This window comes from Cedecea sp. FDAARGOS_727 (assembly GCF_012273235.1).
GTDB lineage: Bacteria > Pseudomonadota > Gammaproteobacteria > Enterobacterales > Enterobacteriaceae > Cedecea > Cedecea davisae.
In genome coordinates this window covers 1,576,931-1,592,029 of sequence record NZ_CP050966.1, presented here as the reverse complement: position 1 = coordinate 1,592,029, position 15,099 = coordinate 1,576,931, and the positions used below count along the sequence as shown (strand labels likewise).

Annotated in this window: 16 protein-coding genes, 1 tRNA gene, 1 rRNA gene and 1 riboswitch; of the genes, 8 read left to right on the top strand and 10 right to left on the bottom strand. The window is 55.0% G+C overall.

Translation table 11 applies throughout. The features are described from left to right. Window positions 1–62: 62 nt before the first annotated feature. From FOC35_RS07670 to FOC35_RS07635, 8 genes are all read right to left on the bottom strand, one after another. Window positions 63–380 (bottom strand): PTS lactose/cellobiose transporter subunit IIA, encoded by a 318-nt coding sequence (locus tag FOC35_RS07670; protein ID WP_016517384.1) that lies wholly within the window; start codon window positions 378–380, stop codon window positions 63–65. Between the two features lie 3 nt (window positions 381–383). Continuing rightward, a complete protein-coding gene (locus tag FOC35_RS07665; RefSeq protein ID WP_016517385.1) occupies window positions 384–689 on the bottom strand; it encodes a PTS sugar transporter subunit IIB in 306 nt (101 codons plus the stop codon). A 319-nt stretch (window positions 690–1,008) separates the two neighbouring features. Beyond that, complete coding sequence (gene thiH / locus FOC35_RS07660) at window positions 1,009–2,142, bottom strand: 2-iminoacetate synthase ThiH (protein WP_172568600.1); 1,134 nt, start codon at window positions 2,140–2,142, stop codon at window positions 1,009–1,011. Then, window positions 2,142–2,921, bottom strand: a complete 780-nt coding sequence (gene thiG / locus FOC35_RS07655; RefSeq protein WP_172568599.1) for a thiazole synthase — start codon at window positions 2,919–2,921, stop codon at window positions 2,142–2,144. The genes thiH and thiG overlap by 1 nt, the downstream gene beginning before the upstream one ends. Before the next feature lies 1 nt (window position 2,922). Further along, window positions 2,923–3,123, bottom strand: a complete 201-nt coding sequence (gene thiS, locus FOC35_RS07650) for a sulfur carrier protein ThiS (RefSeq protein ID WP_016517388.1) — start codon at window positions 3,121–3,123, stop codon at window positions 2,923–2,925. Continuing rightward, complete coding sequence (locus FOC35_RS07645; protein ID WP_172568598.1) at window positions 3,107–3,862, bottom strand: HesA/MoeB/ThiF family protein; 756 nt, start codon at window positions 3,860–3,862, stop codon at window positions 3,107–3,109. The genes thiS and FOC35_RS07645 overlap by 17 nt, the downstream gene beginning before the upstream one ends. Then, on the bottom strand, window positions 3,855–4,538 hold the full coding sequence (gene thiE, locus FOC35_RS07640; protein WP_254065377.1) for a thiamine phosphate synthase: 684 nt from the start codon (window positions 4,536–4,538) through the stop codon (window positions 3,855–3,857). Before thiE ends, FOC35_RS07645 begins: the two co-directional genes overlap by 8 nt. A gap of 87 nt (window positions 4,539–4,625) precedes the next feature. Next, window positions 4,626–4,736: riboswitch (TPP riboswitch) on the bottom strand. A 51-nt stretch (window positions 4,737–4,787) separates the two neighbouring features. Further along, window positions 4,788–5,291 (bottom strand): Rsd/AlgQ family anti-sigma factor, encoded by a 504-nt coding sequence (locus FOC35_RS07635; protein ID WP_016517391.1) that lies wholly within the window; start codon window positions 5,289–5,291, stop codon window positions 4,788–4,790. Between the two features lie 97 nt (window positions 5,292–5,388). Between FOC35_RS07635 and nudC the strand changes: the two genes are divergently transcribed. The 6 genes from nudC to FOC35_RS07605 all read left to right on the top strand — a co-directional run bounded on the left by nudC (window position 5,389) and on the right by FOC35_RS07605 (window position 9,752). Then, complete coding sequence (gene nudC / locus FOC35_RS07630) at window positions 5,389–6,162, top strand: NAD(+) diphosphatase (RefSeq protein ID WP_172568597.1); 774 nt, start codon at window positions 5,389–5,391, stop codon at window positions 6,160–6,162. Between the two features lie 36 nt (window positions 6,163–6,198). Continuing rightward, on the top strand, window positions 6,199–7,266 hold the full coding sequence (gene hemE, locus FOC35_RS07625; protein WP_016517393.1) for a uroporphyrinogen decarboxylase: 1,068 nt from the start codon (window positions 6,199–6,201) through the stop codon (window positions 7,264–7,266). 14 nt (window positions 7,267–7,280) lie between these two features. Then, window positions 7,281–7,952 carry a deoxyribonuclease V gene (nfi, locus tag FOC35_RS07620; RefSeq protein ID WP_172568596.1) on the top strand — a complete coding sequence of 224 codons (672 nt, stop codon included), beginning with the start codon at window positions 7,281–7,283 and terminating at the stop codon, window positions 7,950–7,952. A gap of 43 nt (window positions 7,953–7,995) precedes the next feature. Then, window positions 7,996–8,586, top strand: coding sequence for a YjaG family protein (locus FOC35_RS07615; RefSeq protein ID WP_016517395.1), 591 nt, complete (start codon window positions 7,996–7,998; stop codon window positions 8,584–8,586). Between the two features lie 186 nt (window positions 8,587–8,772). Next, window positions 8,773–9,045 (top strand): nucleoid-associated protein HU-alpha, encoded by a 273-nt coding sequence (hupA, locus tag FOC35_RS07610; RefSeq protein WP_002884342.1) that lies wholly within the window; start codon window positions 8,773–8,775, stop codon window positions 9,043–9,045. 14 nt (window positions 9,046–9,059) lie between these two features. Beyond that, a complete protein-coding gene (locus FOC35_RS07605; RefSeq protein WP_172568595.1) occupies window positions 9,060–9,752 on the top strand; it encodes a DUF1481 domain-containing protein in 693 nt (230 codons plus the stop codon). 32 nt (window positions 9,753–9,784) lie between these two features. On the opposite strand, the gene purD is transcribed toward FOC35_RS07605, so the two are convergent. After that, window positions 9,785–11,077, bottom strand: coding sequence for a phosphoribosylamine--glycine ligase (gene purD / locus FOC35_RS07600; RefSeq protein ID WP_172568594.1), 1,293 nt, complete (start codon window positions 11,075–11,077; stop codon window positions 9,785–9,787). Between the two features lie 18 nt (window positions 11,078–11,095). Beyond that, on the bottom strand, window positions 11,096–12,685 hold the full coding sequence (gene purH / locus FOC35_RS07595) for a bifunctional phosphoribosylaminoimidazolecarboxamide formyltransferase/IMP cyclohydrolase (protein ID WP_016517398.1): 1,590 nt from the start codon (window positions 12,683–12,685) through the stop codon (window positions 11,096–11,098). A gap of 618 nt (window positions 12,686–13,303) precedes the next feature. Here purH and FOC35_RS07590 point away from each other — a divergent pair. Together FOC35_RS07590 and FOC35_RS07585 are read left to right on the top strand one after the other, a co-directional pair. Continuing rightward, window positions 13,304–14,845, top strand: a 16S ribosomal RNA gene (locus FOC35_RS07590). 85 nt (window positions 14,846–14,930) lie between these two features. Continuing rightward, window positions 14,931–15,006 (top strand) — tRNA-Glu (locus tag FOC35_RS07585). The last annotated feature ends 93 nt before the right edge of the window (window positions 15,007–15,099 follow it).

Here is a 15,099-nt window from a genome sequence, read left to right as displayed (position 1 = left end):
CGAAACGCCTGAAATAAAAAACCCGCCTCGGCGGGTTTTTTTTCGTCTGTATAAATGAAAAATTATTTAATCAGCGGCAGACGACGATAAAGCTCAATCATGTCACCGGCAAGGTCCTGAATAACCATGGCATTCATCAGGTGATCCTGAGAGTGAACGGTAATCAGGTTTACCGGCAGCTTGCCGGTGCCTTCATCCAGACCGATAAGCTGGGTCTGAATTTTATGAGCGTGTTTCACGAATTCGTGTGACTCTTCCATCGCCTTTTCGGCACCGTCAAAATCACCTTTACGTGCCAGCTGCAAAGCAGTCAGGGCCTGGCTACGCGCGCTGCCGGCGTTAACCAGCAGTTCCATAATAATCGACTCTAAATCTTCCACATCTTACTCCATCATTTTCAGGGCTTTCTCAAGCACCACGTCGCCCTTCATCAGGCCGTAATCCATCATGTCGATAACGACGACTTTCTTACCCAGAGGATCGGCGATGGCCTGCAACTTGGCCTGCTCGTATTTTACCTGCGGACCGAGCAATACGATGTCAGCGCGCTCGATGTTCTCTTTAAACTCGGCAACGGGAACGGCCTTAATAGCGACCTCGATGCCTTTCTTTTGTGCGGCATCCACCATACGTTGAACCAGGATGCTGGTAGACATACCAGCAGCACAACACAACACGATATTTTTCATATTCCGCTCTCAATGTCCGAAGGATACAGTGATATTTATCCGTCGAGGGGGGCGGCAACAACCGCTTTAACCTGATTGTGTGTCAGGTATCACAAAAGAAACTGCAGAAAACTGAAACCGGTTACATTTTTGCTTTTCCCTGAGGAATCAAGACGACGAGCGGGGAGGCGGAGCGGCGCAGAGAAGAGGAAGGTGCCGCTCCGGTCAGGTGTTCATTCCGACCGGAGGACATTATTTTATCGACCGGAGGTCAGCAATCATCCTCCTGCCTTCTTTCGGAAAGGGCCGTAAATAATCGTCGCCCTTGCGGTGTGTTACATCAGGGTTGTGTGCCTCTCCCCAAAAAGCTGTCCCAGTCTTTCCATACCGGCTGCAGGCCTGAATCACGAAGCGCGGCCGCAACTTCCTGCGGCGTTCGGCCATCATGCGGGGAAAACTGCTCCAGCTCAGGATGGTTGTCGGCATAGCCGCCGGGCTGCGTCTTCGAAAATGCGCTGACATTGTTAATCGCCAGCGGAATAACGTGATCGCGAAACCATGGCGATTCGCGCGTTGAAAGCGACAGCTCCACGTCCGGAGCCAGCAGGCGGAAGGCGCAAATCACCTGAACCAGCTGCTGCTCGGTCATGATGGATGCCGGTTCCACGCCGCCGGTACACGGGCGCAAACGCGGGAAGGAGATGGAATAGCGGGTTTGCCAGTAGCGCTGCTGGAGCCACAGCAAATGCTCCGCCACCATAAAGCAGTCGGTTCGCCAGCTATCCGACAGCCCAATCAGTGCTCCCAGCCCTATCTTGTCTATCCCGGCGCGGCCCAGCCGGTCAGGCGTTTCCAGCCGCCAGAAGAAATCTTGTTTATTGCCGCGCAGGTGATGTTGCGCGTAGGTCGCGGGGTGATAGGTTTCCTGATACACCATCACGCCGTCCAGACCGAGCGTTTTCAGTTCGGCATACTCGTGCTCGTCCAGCGGCTGGACTTCCATTTGCAGCGAACTGAACCTGCTGCGGATTGCAGGAAGGTGCTGGCGGAAATAGTCCATCCCAACTTTGGTTTGATGCTCACCGGTGACCAGCAGCAGGTGCTCAAAACCCAGCGCCCGAATAGCCGCACATTCGCGCTCAATCTCCGCCTCGTCGAGCGTTTTACGCTTCAGCTTGTTGCTCATGGAAAAGCCACAATAAGTACAGTCGTTGGCGCAGAGATTGGAAAGATAAAGCGGAACATAGAAGCTAACGGTGTTACCAAAACGCTGGCGGGTAAGCTGCTGTGCCCGCCGGGCCAGCGGTTCAAGATAGCGGCTGGCGGCCGGAGAGAGCAGGGCCATAAGATTATCCTGCGTCAGGCGCGGGGCGGCCAACGCCCGCTCTACATCCGCAGAAGTTTTGCTGTTGATACGCAGATTGATGTCATCCCAGTCGAGCTGCCGCCAGCGATCGCTAAAAGTTTCCGTCATTAGCCGTTGTCCTCGCTGAATTGCAGGAAGCTGGTCAGCGGGCTGGATGCCTGCGCCTGCTGGTGGCGAGGGCCTAGGCCTGCCCCGGCGGCAAAGCTTCCTGCTTCCACGGCCAGGCGGAAGGCATGCGCCATCTGCACCGGATCGCGCGCAACGGCTATCGCCGTATTGACCAGTATCGCAGAAGCCCCCATTTCCAGCGCTTCTGCGGCGTGGCTTGGCGCACCAATTCCGGCATCCACAACTACCGGCACTCTGGCCTGCTCGATGATTATCTCCAGCAAACCACGCGTTTGTAACCCCTGGTTCGAACCGATGGGCGCCCCAAGAGGCATCACCGCCGCACAGCCAACCTCTTCAAGACGTTTACACAAAACCGGATCTGCGCCGCAGTAAGGCAGCACAACAAAACCCTGTTTGACCAGCGCTTCGGCCGCCTTTAGCGTCTCGATAGGGTCGGGAAGCAGGTAGCGTACGTCAGGGTGGATCTCAAGCTTCACCCAGTGGGTATCCAGCGCCTCGCGAGCAAGTTGAGCCGCAAATATGGCCTCTTCTGCCGTTTTTGCTCCGGAGGTATTAGGCAGCAGCTGAATACCCGCCTCCAGAAGCGGCTGCAGGATTTCATCGCTGCGGGTGCGCAGGTCAACGCGTTTCATCGCCATAGTGACAAGCTGGGAGCCGGAAGCTTGGATCGCCGCGATCATCAGCTGGCTGGAGGCGAATTTTCCGGTGCCGGTGAACAGGCGGGAAGAAAAGGTTTTATCGGCAATTTTTAACATATCAGCCTCCGGCAATCGCCTGAAACAGCAAAATAGAGTCGCCCTCACGCAGCAAATGGTCGCTCCATTGCTCACGCGGCACGATAATGTGGTTCACCGCCAGCGCGACGCCCGTTTTACCCTGCTCAAGCTGAGCGAGCAGGGCGGCGAGCGTCAGGCCAGCGGCACATTCCAGAGGTTCATCATTAAATTGAATGCGCATTTCGCCCTCCGCAAACCGGGCAATTTGCCGACTTCTGCATCTTCAGCGTCTGCCAGCCATGCTGGCGGGCGTCAAACAGGCGCAATAAGCCGGTAGCCGGAGCCATGCCGGTAAGTAATTTGATTGCTTCCAGCGCCTGGAGTGTTCCCATCACGCCAACGACCGGGCCTATAATTCCGGCGCTACGGCAGTTGAGTTCCGGCTCGCTTTCATCCGGCCAGACGCAGCGGTAGCAGCCATGCTCCCAGGGCGGGGCGAGAACCATCATTTGGCCGCTAAAACCGACCGCGCTGGCGGTAACGAGCGGCGTACCGGTTGCCACGCAGGCTGCGTTCACTGCCTGGCGGGTGGGCATATTGTCGCTACAGTCCAGCACCAGATCGGCTTCATTTACCGCGTTATGCAGCGTTTCGCCGGTTAATCTCTCCTGCAAGGGCACAACTGTTACGCCCGGGTTCAGGCGCTGCAAATGCTGGTGGGCTACGGCAGACTTTGGCTGATTGATATCTTCGGAAGTAAACAGGATCTGGCGTTGCAGGTTGCTGATATGCACTTTGTCATCGTCCGCCACGGCCAGCGTGCCAACGCCCGCAGCGGCCAGGTACAGCGCCGCCGGAGAGCCCAGACCGCCAAGCCCGATAAGCAAAACCCGGCTGGCGAGCAGTTTTTCCTGCCCTTTGATAGCCACATCCTCCAGTAGAAGCTGACGGCCGTAGCGCATAAAGTCCGCGTCATTCATCGCCGGTTCCCACCAGTTCAAGCAGCGTGGCGGTGGCGGCACGCCAGTCTGCGGCCTGAGTGATCGCGCTGACCACGGCAACGCTGCCGACGCCGGTCGCCAGAACGGCGGGTACTCTGTCAATGCTGATGCCGCCGATGGCGACGGTGGAATACTCGCCGAGCGTTTGAATATGCTCTGCCAGCTTAGTCAGACCCTGCGGAGAGGATGGCATCTGTTTAGTTTGCGTCGGGAAAACGTGGCCGAGTGCGATGTAGGAAGGACTGGCGCTCAGGGCGCGATCCATTTCCATATTGTCGTGCGTGGAAAGACCAAGACGTAATCCGGCCTCGCTAATGGCGACAAGGTTGGCTACGTCCATATCTTCCTGGCCGAGATGGACACCGTAAGCGCCGTGTTTAATGGCAAGCTTCCAGTAGTCGTTAATAAATAAGCGAGCGTTATAGCGTTTGCCGAGGGCTATAGCCGCGGCAACATCTGCTTCAACCTCTTCATCTCGCTTGTCTTTTATTCGTAGCTGGAGGGTGCGTACACCGGCGTCTAACAGACGCTCAATCCACTCAACGCTATCAACAACCGGGTACAGGCCGAGCCTCTTTGAGGTGGCGGGATAGGGTTTTATCTTAGCAAGGGCGCGCGATTCGCGGCGACCAGAATTTTTCTCAGATGCAGACATAGCGCATTCCAGTATTTATCAGGAAGTGGCTTGCCGGGAGGACGGAGGGAGTACTGGATGTGGGCCGCCCGAACCGGGGTACCCAAAATCAGAATTACTCTTGTTCCCTTCGCAGGTTTTAACCTGATCAGGTTCCGCGGATCCCGAATTAACGGTCTCAGCCGGTGCATAACACACTCGGCACTCCGACAAGAATGCTTCCCGCCTTGCGGCGGGGAAGTTGTAAATTACTCGTTAATAGCTAACAACTCAAGCGGGACTTGCCACCCCGGCAGGATCGCTGGCGCTGCTATCCAGATTGTTATCGATAGCCAGTAAAACCAGCCTGTCTTCCAGCGAGAAGCGGGATTCCAGGCATTCGCCTATCTCGGAAAGCGCCTGCTGAAACTCGACCCAGCTGTCGCGGTCGATGGCGTTTTCGAGATGCGAATCATAAAGATCCATGATCTGCTGGGTATTGGCTTCCAGCTGGGGGTAAAGTTGGGCGGCGCTCAGCAGCGGGCTGCTCCCTTCCAGGTTGCTGATAATTCGCTCGTAAATACTAAAATGACCGGAAGAGAGGTAATCCACCAGGCCATGGCAGAAATTATCTAATGCTTTTTCGTCGAGCGCGGTGTGCGATTCCTTGTTAGGCTTGATCCCGACCATGTTGTAATAGGCAACCAACAGGTGTTTACGGGCCTGGAGCCAATGGTCAACTAACTCATTACTACCACCAACGCGCTCAGTCAGATTGGCTAACTGGTTAAGCATGATCGAGACTCCGTGAGTTAAAAGATTGAACGCAAACTAACCCAAAATGTATTAACTAATTGTTTATATCAGTGAACTCGGGGATGTGCACCAGGTTATGGAACGTGTTATTCAAAACTTAGATCATGGTTGGTGGATAGTCAGCCATGAGCAAAAAATATGGCTGCCGCAAGGTGATTTACCTCACGGTAACGCCGCCGAGTTCCAGCTTATTGGCGCCAGCGGCAGGCAGATTGGCGAATGGGAAGGTGAGCCGGTCTGGCTGGTGCGTGAAAATCGCCGGGCAGAAATGGGCTCTTTACGGCAGTTACTGGACCAGGATGTCGGTCTTTTCCAGCTTGCCGGGCGCGGCGTTCAGCTAACGGAATTCTTCCGTTCGCACAAGTTTTGCGGCTACTGTGGCCATGAAATGCACCCCAGCAAAAGCGAATGGGCCATGCTTTGCGGCCACTGCCGCGAGCGTTATTATCCGCAAATTGCGCCATGCATCATCGTGGCCATCCGCCGAGATGATCATATCTTGCTGGCGCAGCACACCCGGCATCGAGGCGGTGTGTATACCGTTCTGGCCGGGTTTGTCGAGGTAGGAGAAACGCTGGAGCAGGCCGTCGCCCGGGAAGTGATGGAAGAGAGCAGTATCCAGGTGAAAAACCTGAAGTATGTTACTTCTCAGCCCTGGCCTTTCCCGCAGTCGCTGATGACCGCTTTTACGGCGGACTACCACAGCGGTGAGATAAAAATCGATCCGAAGGAGCTGCTGGATGCGGGCTGGTATCGCTACGACCAGCTGCCTTTGCTTCCGCCGCCGGGAACCGTTGCGCGCCGATTGATTGAAGATACCGTCGCCCTGTGTCGGGCAGAGTATGAGTGATAAACTGCCCGCATACAGCCAAAGGAAATTCTAAAAATGACTGAACTGAAGAACGATCGTTACCTGCGCGCCCTGCAGCGCCTGCCCGTTGATATTACCCCGGTGTGGATGATGCGCCAGGCGGGCCGCTATTTGCCGGAATATAAGGCAACCCGCGCCCAGGCCGGCGATTTTATGTCGCTGTGCAAAAATGCGGAACTGGCCTGCGAAGTCACATTGCAACCTCTGCGCCGCTATGCGCTGGACGCCGCGATCCTCTTCTCCGATATCCTGACTATTCCTGACGCGATGGGGCTTGGGCTCTACTTTGAAGCCGGTGAAGGCCCGCGCTTCAGTTCGCCGATTAAGAACATGGCCGACATTCAAAAGTTGCCGATCCCCGATCCGGAAGGCGAACTGGGCTACGTGATGAACGCGGTGCGCACTATCCGCCGCGAGCTGAAGGGCGAAGTCCCGCTGATTGGCTTCTCCGGCAGCCCGTGGACGCTGGCGACCTATATGGTTGAAGGCGGCAGCAGCAAAGCCTTTACCGTGATTAAAAAGATGATGTTTGCGGATCCGAAAGCGCTGCATCTGCTGCTGGACAAGCTGGCTCAGAGCGTGACGCTCTACCTGAATGCGCAAATCCGTGCAGGTGCGCAGTCGGTGATGATTTTCGATACATGGGGCGGGGCGCTCAGCGGGCGTGACTATAAAGAGTTCTCGCTTTACTACATGCATAAAATTGTCGACGGCCTGCTGCGTGAAAACGAAGGCCGCCGCGTGCCGGTGACTTTGTTCACCAAAGGCGGCGGGCAGTGGCTGGAAGCGATGGCGGAAACCGGCTGTGATGCCCTGGGCCTGGACTGGACTACGGACATCGCCGACGCTCGCCGTCGCGTAGGCCACAAAGTGGCTCTGCAGGGTAATATGGACCCGTCGATGCTTTACGCTCAGCCGGCGCGTATCGAAGAAGAAGTTGCTACCATTCTGGCCGGTTTCGGGCAGGGAGAAGGCCACGTCTTCAACCTTGGGCACGGCATTCATCAGGATGTGCCGCCTGAACATGCTGGCGTCTTCGTTGAAGCCGTTCACCGCCTATCAGCGCAATATCACCGTTCCTGACGGGGAGGGAAGAGATGGATCTCGCAGCATTACGAGAGCAGCAGCTTAAACTGGCCTCAAAGGTCATCCGCGAGGACGAGCTTGAACAGTCTCCTCCGGGGCTGATAGCCGGGGCCGATGTTGGCTTTGAGCAGGGCGGGGAAGTGACCCGGGCCGCTATTGTTTTGCTGAAATATCCCTCCCTCGAGCTGGTTGAGCACCGGGTGGCTCGCATTGCCACCACCATGCCCTATATTCCCGGCTTTTTGTCTTTCCGCGAATATCCGGCGCTGCTGGAGGCGTGGGGAATGCTGTCTCAGAAACCGGATCTGGTATTCGTCGATGGCCACGGCATTTCTCATCCTCGCCGCCTTGGCGTCGCCAGTCATTTTGGCCTGCTGGTGGATGTTCCTACTATCGGCGTGGCCAAAAAGCGGCTGTGCGGCAAGTTTGAGCCGCTCAGCGACGAGCCGGGTGCCTGCGCGCCGCTGATGGATAAAGGCGAGCAGCTGGCGTGGGTCTGGCGCAGCAAAAAACGCTGTAATCCGTTATTTATCTCTACCGGGCATCGCGTTAGCCTGGATAGCGCTCTGTTTTGGGTAAAGCGCTGTATGGCGGGTTATCGCCTGCCGGAGCCTACCCGCTGGGCCGATGCCGTTGCCTCCGGACGCCCGGCCTTTAAGCGCCTGCAAGCAATTGGCAGGTGATTCAGGTAAACTGCCGCTAATTTTCCGTCTTTGAGACATCGTCATGTTACAGAACCCAATTCATTTACGCCTGGAGAAGCTGGAAAGCTGGCAGCACGTCACTTTTATGGCTTCTTTGTGCGAGCGTATGTATCCGAACTACGCCATGTTTTGCCAGCAAACTGGCTTTGGCGATGCCCAGCTGTATCGCAAAATTCTTGACCTCATTTGGGAAACCCAAACGGTAAAAGATGCCAAAGTAAACTTTGATAGCCAGCTTGAGAAACTTGAAGAGGCAATTCCCGCCGCTGACGACTATGATATTTACGGTGTCTATCCGGCGATTGACGCCTGCGTGGCGCTGAGTGAATTGATTCACTCTCGTCTCTCAGGCGAAACGCTGGAGCATGCGATCGAAGTCAGTAAATGTTCAATCACTTCGGTGGCGATGCTGGAAATGACTCAGGCTGGTCGTGAAATGACCGATGAGGAGTTGAGAGCAAACCCGGCGGTAGAAGAAGAATGGGACATTCAGTGGGAGATTTTCCGGCTGCTGGCGGACTGCGAAGAACGCGATATTGAGCTCATCAAAGGGCTACGTGCCGACCTCCGTGAGGCGGGTATCAGCAATATCGGTATAAATTTGCAGCAATAAGACAGTAAAACGTGACATACAGTCTGATTTGTCCTCCCTGGAGGCTTCCAATTAACCCCCCGTCTGGTCTACATTTGTGGGGCGAATAAAAGTGGCTATCGGTGCGTGTATGCAGGAGAGTGCTTTTCAGCCATTTCCGTCGCACTCGATGCTTAGCAAGCGATAAACACATTGTAAGGATAACTTATGAACAAGACTCAACTGATTGATGTAATTGCTGACAAGGCTGACCTGTCTAAAGCACAGGCTAAAGCTGCTCTGGAATCCACTCTGGCTGCAATTACTGAGTCTCTGAAAGAAGGTGATGCTGTACAACTGGTTGGTTTCGGTACCTTCAAGGTGAACCACCGTGCTGAGCGCACAGGCCGCAACCCACAGACCGGTAAAGAAATCAAAATCGCTGCTGCTAACGTGCCGGCATTTGTTTCTGGTAAAGCACTGAAAGACGCGGTTAAGTAAGTTAACGCGTGTCGGTGAACAGTTTTAACAGAGGGGCGTTTACGCCCCTTTTGTCCGTCTGGCGTCCGCTGCTGGCGCTGGTGGGTGCCGTGGTGCTTACCGCATGCAGCAGTAACAAACTCCCTCCCTTTACCGCGACTGGCTATGTAGCAGACCAGGGCGTGGTGCGCATCTGGCGCAAAGATAATGCCGATGAATCCACCCATATGCTTACGGCGTTTAGCCCGTGGCAGCACGGCGCAACCACCACCGGCGAATACCGCTGGCAGGGCGACAAACTTATCTTTATCGAGCTGAATATTCAGGGCAAGCAGCCGGAGCATGTCAAAGTTCGCTTTGATGACCGCGGCGAGCTGAGCTTTATGCAGCGAGAAGTGAATAACCAGAAGCAGCAGCTCTCAAACGACCAAATCGCGCTCTATCAGTACAACGCGGACAGGATAAGAGCGACCAGCGAAGCTTTGCGCATTGGCCATGTGGTTTTGCGACAGGGGCGCTGGCATCGGAACGGCACGGTAACCACCTGCGAAGGTGAAACTCTTAGCCCTAAACTCGACGCCGCCTCGCTCAGCCATATTGAGCGTCGGCAGAATAACTCCTCGCTTGAGGTCAGCATTGCATGGCTGGAAGCGCCGGAAGGCTCACAGCTGTTGCTGGTGGCTAACCAGGACTTCTGTAGCTGGCAGCCCAAACCCGGCGATTTCTGAGTTAAAAAAACCGCCTCGAGGGCGGTTTCGTTTTACTTAGCGTTTTCACGCTCTATGGCGCGATAGCCGATATCCGAGCGGCTGAAGCTGCCGTCCCAGTGAATCGTCTTTTTCAGCTCCAGAGCACGCTGCTGGGCTTTTGCGACGGTATCGCCCAAAGCGGTCACGCACAGCACTCGTCCGCCGTTTGTGAGCACCTGCTCGTCATCGCTCAGCTTTGTTCCGGCATGGAAGACTTTACCGTCGGCGACTTCTTCCAGCGGCAGGCCGTGGATAATGTCGCCATTGCGGTAATCGGCAGGATATCCGCCAGCGGCTATAACGATCCCCAGCGCAGGACGTTCGTCCCATTCAGAGGTTTTCTCATCAAGTTTGCCGTCACAGGCGGCGAGACACAGCTCAACCAGGTCAGACTGCATGCGCAGCATAATCGGCTGAGTTTCCGGATCGCCAAAGCGGCAGTTGAACTCAATGACCTTCGGGTTGCCCTGCTTGTCGATCATCAGCCCGGCATACAGGAAACCGGTGTAGGTATTACCTTCTGCCGCCATACCGCGAACCGTAGGCCAGATAACGCGCTCCATCGTGCGCTGGTGCACTTCATCCGTGACAACCGGAGCAGGGGAGTAAGCGCCCATGCCGCCGGTATTCGGGCCGGTGTCGCCGTCGCCAACGCGCTTATGATCCTGGCTGGTCGCCATCGGCAGAACGTTTTCGCCGTCCACCATTACGATAAAGCTGGCTTCTTCGCCGTCGAGGAACTCTTCAATAACAATGCGGTGGCCCGCATCGCCAAAAGCGTTGCCCGCCAGCATGTCATTAACCGCAGCCTCGGCTTCTTCCAGCGTCATCGCGACGATAACGCCTTTACCCGCCGCCAGGCCGTCGGCCTTAATCACGATTGGCGCACCTTTCTCACGCAGGTAAGCCAGGGCAGGCTCAACCTCGGTAAAGTTTTGGTATTCCGCCGTCGGGATATTGTGGCGAGCGAGAAAATCTTTGGTAAATGCTTTAGAGCCTTCCAGCTGCGCGGCACCTTCGGTTGGCCCGAAGATCTTCAGGCCAGCGGCGCGGAATGCATCCACCACGCCAATCACCAGCGGGGCTTCCGGGCCGACAATTGTCAGGTCAATTTTTTCGTTCTGCGCAAAGCTCAGCAGAGCCGGAATATCCGTGGCGCTAATAGCCACGTTTTGCAGCGCTGGCTCCAGTGCCGTACCGGCGTTGCCCGGAGCAACAAATACCGTGCGAACTAAAGGAGACTGGGCGGCTTTCCAGGCCAGCGCATGTTCGCGCCCGCCGTTACCAATAATTAAAACTTTCATCTATAAACGCTCCGGGGATTAATGGCGGAAATGGCGCATATCGGTGAAGATCATCGCGATCCCGTGCTCGTCGGCGGCCGCGATCACTTCATCATCACGGATTGAGCCACCCGGCTGGATAACGCAGCTAATGCCAACGGCCGCTGCGGCATCAATACCGTCGCGGAACGGGAAGAAGGCGTCGGAAGCCATGGCTGAGCCTTTCACTTCCAGACCTTCGTCGGCTGCTTTAATCCCGGCAATTTTGGCAGAGTAAACGCGGCTCATCTGGCCCGCCCCTATTCCGATGGTCATATTGTCACGGGCATAAACAATGGCGTTGGATTTCACGAACTTCGCTACCTTCCAGCAGAACAGCGCATCGCGCAGCTCTTGCTCTGTCGGCTGGCGTTTGCTCACTACACGCAGATCGGCCGCGGTAACCATCCCCAGATCGCGATCTTGTACCAGCAGGCCGCCATTTACGCGTTTGAAGTCGAGGCCTGAAGTGCGCTGCTGCCACTGGCCGCAAACCAGTACACGCACATTCTGTTTGGCCGCGGTAATCTTCAATGCTTCTTCACTGGCGGATGGCGCGATGATCACTTCCACAAACTGGCGAGAAATGATGGCTTGTGCAGTTTCAGCATCCAGTTCGCGGTTGAAGGCGATGATGCCGCCGAATGCGGAGGTTGGGTCGGTTTTATAAGCCTGGTTGTACGCATTAAGGATAGAGCCGCTGACGGCAACGCCGCATGGGTTAGCGTGTTTGACGATAACGCAGGCCGGCTCGTCGAATTCTTTCACGCATTCCAGCGCGGCATCGGTATCGGCGATGTTGTTATAGGAGAGCGCTTTGCCCTGAACCTGGGTGGCGGTCGCGACGGACGCTTCTTTAATTTCTTCTTCTATATAGAAGGCGGCCTGCTGGTGGCTGTTTTCACCGTAGCGCATATCCTGCTTCTTAATGAAGTTGAGATTCAGCGTGCGCGGGAAGCGACCGGCAGGTTCTTTGCTCTCACCGTGATAAGCAGGAACCAGGCTGCCAAAGTAGTTGGCAATCATGCTGTCGTAAGCCGCGGTATGTTCGAAAGCTTTAATTGCCAGATCGAATCGGGTTTCGAGCGTCAGGGATCCTTCATTAGCATCCAGCTCGGCTACGATCGTCTGGTAGTCGCTGCTCTTCACAACGATCGCGACATCTTTATGGTTCTTGGCGGCGGAGCGCACCATGGTCGGGCCGCCGATATCGATATTCTCAACCGCGTCTTCCAGAGAGCAGCCTTCGCGAGCAACGGTCTGGGCAAACGGATAAAGGTTAACAACAACCATGTCGATAGGCGCGATGGCGTGTTCCGCCATGATTGCATCATCCTGTCCGCGACGGCCAAGAATGCCGCCATGAACTTTTGGGTGCAGCGTCTTGACGCGTCCGTCCATCATCTCCGGGAAACCGGTGTAGTCAGAGACTTCGGTAACCGGCAGGTTTGCTTCGGCCAGCAGGCGAGCGGTGCCGCCGGTGGACAGCAGCTCTACTCCGCGCTGGGAGAGTGCCTGAGCGAATTCGACGATACCGGCTTTATCAGAAACACTGAGCAGAGCGCGGCGTACAGGACGACGTTGTTGCATGGTTTTATCCCTTGGCTTTGGTTCGCATATAGAAGAGCGTTAGCTGAATTTTAGTCTTCACCTTCGCTCTGGCGGTGCAGGAAAGGGAATTTATGTATAAGAAGAGACGAAAACTCAGCTAACGCCCCCAACGGGGGTGTCTTTTTTATCGCGGTGCATTGTAGCGAAAACGTTTGCGTCACGCTCGCGAATTTTCAGTTCAAATCCGGATTGTGGATAAGTCTGTGTGCAAAAGGGTATAAGGAGGGGTTTTGCTGTGGAATGCAGCAGTCAGTCATTTTTCTGTCATTTTAGTGTTGCAGCGCCGGGAGAACTCCCTATAATGCGCCTCCATCGACACGGAACATGTGAACAACATCACAGAGTAACGGCGGCGATGAGAGTTAAAAATCCTGAAATTAAGGGTTGACTCTGAAAGAGGAAAGCGTAATATACGCCACCTCGAGTTAGCAAGCGAAAGCGCGTAACTCACTGCTCTTTAACAATTTATCAGACAATCTGTGTGGGCACTCGCAGGATTGATATCTCAGCATCTTCGGATGCAAAAAAATATCAAGTCTTGAAGAGTGACTACTGATTTTATAAACAGTTTTAATTCTTTGAGCATCAAACACTTTTAAATTGAAGAGTTTGATCATGGCTCAGATTGAACGCTGGCGGCAGGCCTAACACATGCAAGTCGAGCGGTAACAGGGAGTAGCTTGCTACTTTGCTGACGAGCGGCGGACGGGTGAGTAATGTCTGGGGATCTGCCTGATGGAGGGGGATAACTACTGGAAACGGTAGCTAATACCGCATAACGTCGCAAGACCAAAGAGGGGGACCTTCGGGCCTCTTGCCATCGGATGAACCCAGATGGGATTAGCTAGTAGGTGGGGTAATGGCTCACCTAGGCGACGATCCCTAGCTGGTCTGAGAGGATGACCAGCCACACTGGAACTGAGACACGGTCCAGACTCCTACGGGAGGCAGCAGTGGGGAATATTGCACAATGGGCGCAAGCCTGATGCAGCCATGCCGCGTGTGTGAAGAAGGCCTTCGGGTTGTAAAGCACTTTCAGCGAGGAGGAAGGCATTGAGGTTAATAACCTTGGTGATTGACGTTACTCGCAGAAGAAGCACCGGCTAACTCCGTGCCAGCAGCCGCGGTAATACGGAGGGTGCAAGCGTTAATCGGAATTACTGGGCGTAAAGCGCACGCAGGCGGTTTGTTAAGTCGGATGTGAAATCCCCGGGCTCAACCTGGGAACTGCATTCGAAACTGGCAAGCTTGAGTCTTGTAGAGGGGGGTAGAATTCCAGGTGTAGCGGTGAAATGCGTAGAGATCTGGAGGAATACCGGTGGCGAAGGCGGCCCCCTGGACAAAGACTGACGCTCAGGTGCGAAAGCGTGGGGAGCAAACAGGATTAGATACCCTGGTAGTCCACGCCGTAAACGATGTCGACTTGGAGGTTGTGCCCTTGAGGCGTGGCTTCCGGAGCTAACGCGTTAAGTCGACCGCCTGGGGAGTACGGCCGCAAGGTTAAAACTCAAATGAATTGACGGGGGCCCGCACAAGCGGTGGAGCATGTGGTTTAATTCGATGCAACGCGAAGAACCTTACCTACTCTTGACATCCAGAGAACTTTCCAGAGATGGATTGGTGCCTTCGGGAACTCTGAGACAGGTGCTGCATGGCTGTCGTCAGCTCGTGTTGTGAAATGTTGGGTTAAGTCCCGCAACGAGCGCAACCCTTATCCTTTGTTGCCAGCGGTTCGGCCGGGAACTCAAAGGAGACTGCCAGTGATAAACTGGAGGAAGGTGGGGATGACGTCAAGTCATCATGGCCCTTACGAGTAGGGCTACACACGTGCTACAATGGCGCATACAAAGAGAAGCGACCTCGCGAGAGCAAGCGGACCTCATAAAGTGCGTCGTAGTCCGGATTGGAGTCTGCAACTCGACTCCATGAAGTCGGAATCGCTAGTAATCGTAGATCAGAATGCTACGGTGAATACGTTCCCGGGCCTTGTACACACCGCCCGTCACACCATGGGAGTGGGTTGCAAAAGAAGTAGGTAGCTTAACCTTCGGGAGGGCGCTTACCACTTTGTGATTCATGACTGGGGTGAAGTCGTAACAAGGTAACCGTAGGGGAACCTGCGGTTGGATCACCTCCTTACCTAAAAGATACAACCCGCGTAGTGCTCACACAGATTGTCTGATAGATGTAGAGAAGCAAGGCGTCTTGCGATTGAGACTTCAGTGTCCCCTTCGTCTAGAGGCCCAGGACACCGCCCTTTCACGGCGGTAACAGGGGTTCGAATCCCCTAGGGGACGCCACTTGCTGGTATGTAAGTGAAAGTTGCGTGCCGAACTATCTCAAAACTGACTTGAAAGAGTCATGTTTGAGATATTTGCTCTTTAACAATCCGG

Bases quoted from the DNA above. Each gene is read 5' to 3' on its own strand.
- FOC35_RS07665 (WP_016517385.1), bottom strand. From the start codon at position 689: ATGAAAAATATCGTGTTGTGTTGTGCTGCTGGTATGTCTACCAGCATC.
- thiH (WP_172568600.1), bottom strand. From the start codon at position 2,142: ATGACGGAAACTTTTAGCGATCGCTGGCGGCAGCTCGACTGGGATGAC.
- thiG (WP_172568599.1), bottom strand. From the start codon at position 2,921: ATGTTAAAAATTGCCGATAAAACCTTTTCTTCCCGCCTGTTCACCGGC.
- thiS (WP_016517388.1), bottom strand. From the start codon at position 3,123: ATGCGCATTCAATTTAATGATGAACCTCTGGAATGTGCCGCTGGCCTG.
- FOC35_RS07645 (WP_172568598.1), bottom strand. From the start codon at position 3,862: ATGAATGACGCGGACTTTATGCGCTACGGCCGTCAGCTTCTACTGGAG.
- thiE (WP_254065377.1), bottom strand. From the start codon at position 4,538: ATGTCTGCATCTGAGAAAAATTCTGGTCGCCGCGAATCGCGCGCCCTT.
- FOC35_RS07635 (WP_016517391.1), bottom strand. From the start codon at position 5,291: ATGCTTAACCAGTTAGCCAATCTGACTGAGCGCGTTGGTGGTAGTAAT.
- nudC (WP_172568597.1), top strand. From the start codon at position 5,389: ATGGAACGTGTTATTCAAAACTTAGATCATGGTTGGTGGATAGTCAGC.
- hemE (WP_016517393.1), top strand. From the start codon at position 6,199: ATGACTGAACTGAAGAACGATCGTTACCTGCGCGCCCTGCAGCGCCTG.
- nfi (WP_172568596.1), top strand. From the start codon at position 7,281: ATGGATCTCGCAGCATTACGAGAGCAGCAGCTTAAACTGGCCTCAAAG.
- FOC35_RS07615 (WP_016517395.1), top strand. From the start codon at position 7,996: ATGTTACAGAACCCAATTCATTTACGCCTGGAGAAGCTGGAAAGCTGG.
- hupA (WP_002884342.1), top strand. From the start codon at position 8,773: ATGAACAAGACTCAACTGATTGATGTAATTGCTGACAAGGCTGACCTG.
- purD (WP_172568594.1), bottom strand. From the start codon at position 11,077: ATGAAAGTTTTAATTATTGGTAACGGCGGGCGCGAACATGCGCTGGCC.
- purH (WP_016517398.1), bottom strand. From the start codon at position 12,685: ATGCAACAACGTCGTCCTGTACGCCGCGCTCTGCTCAGTGTTTCTGAT.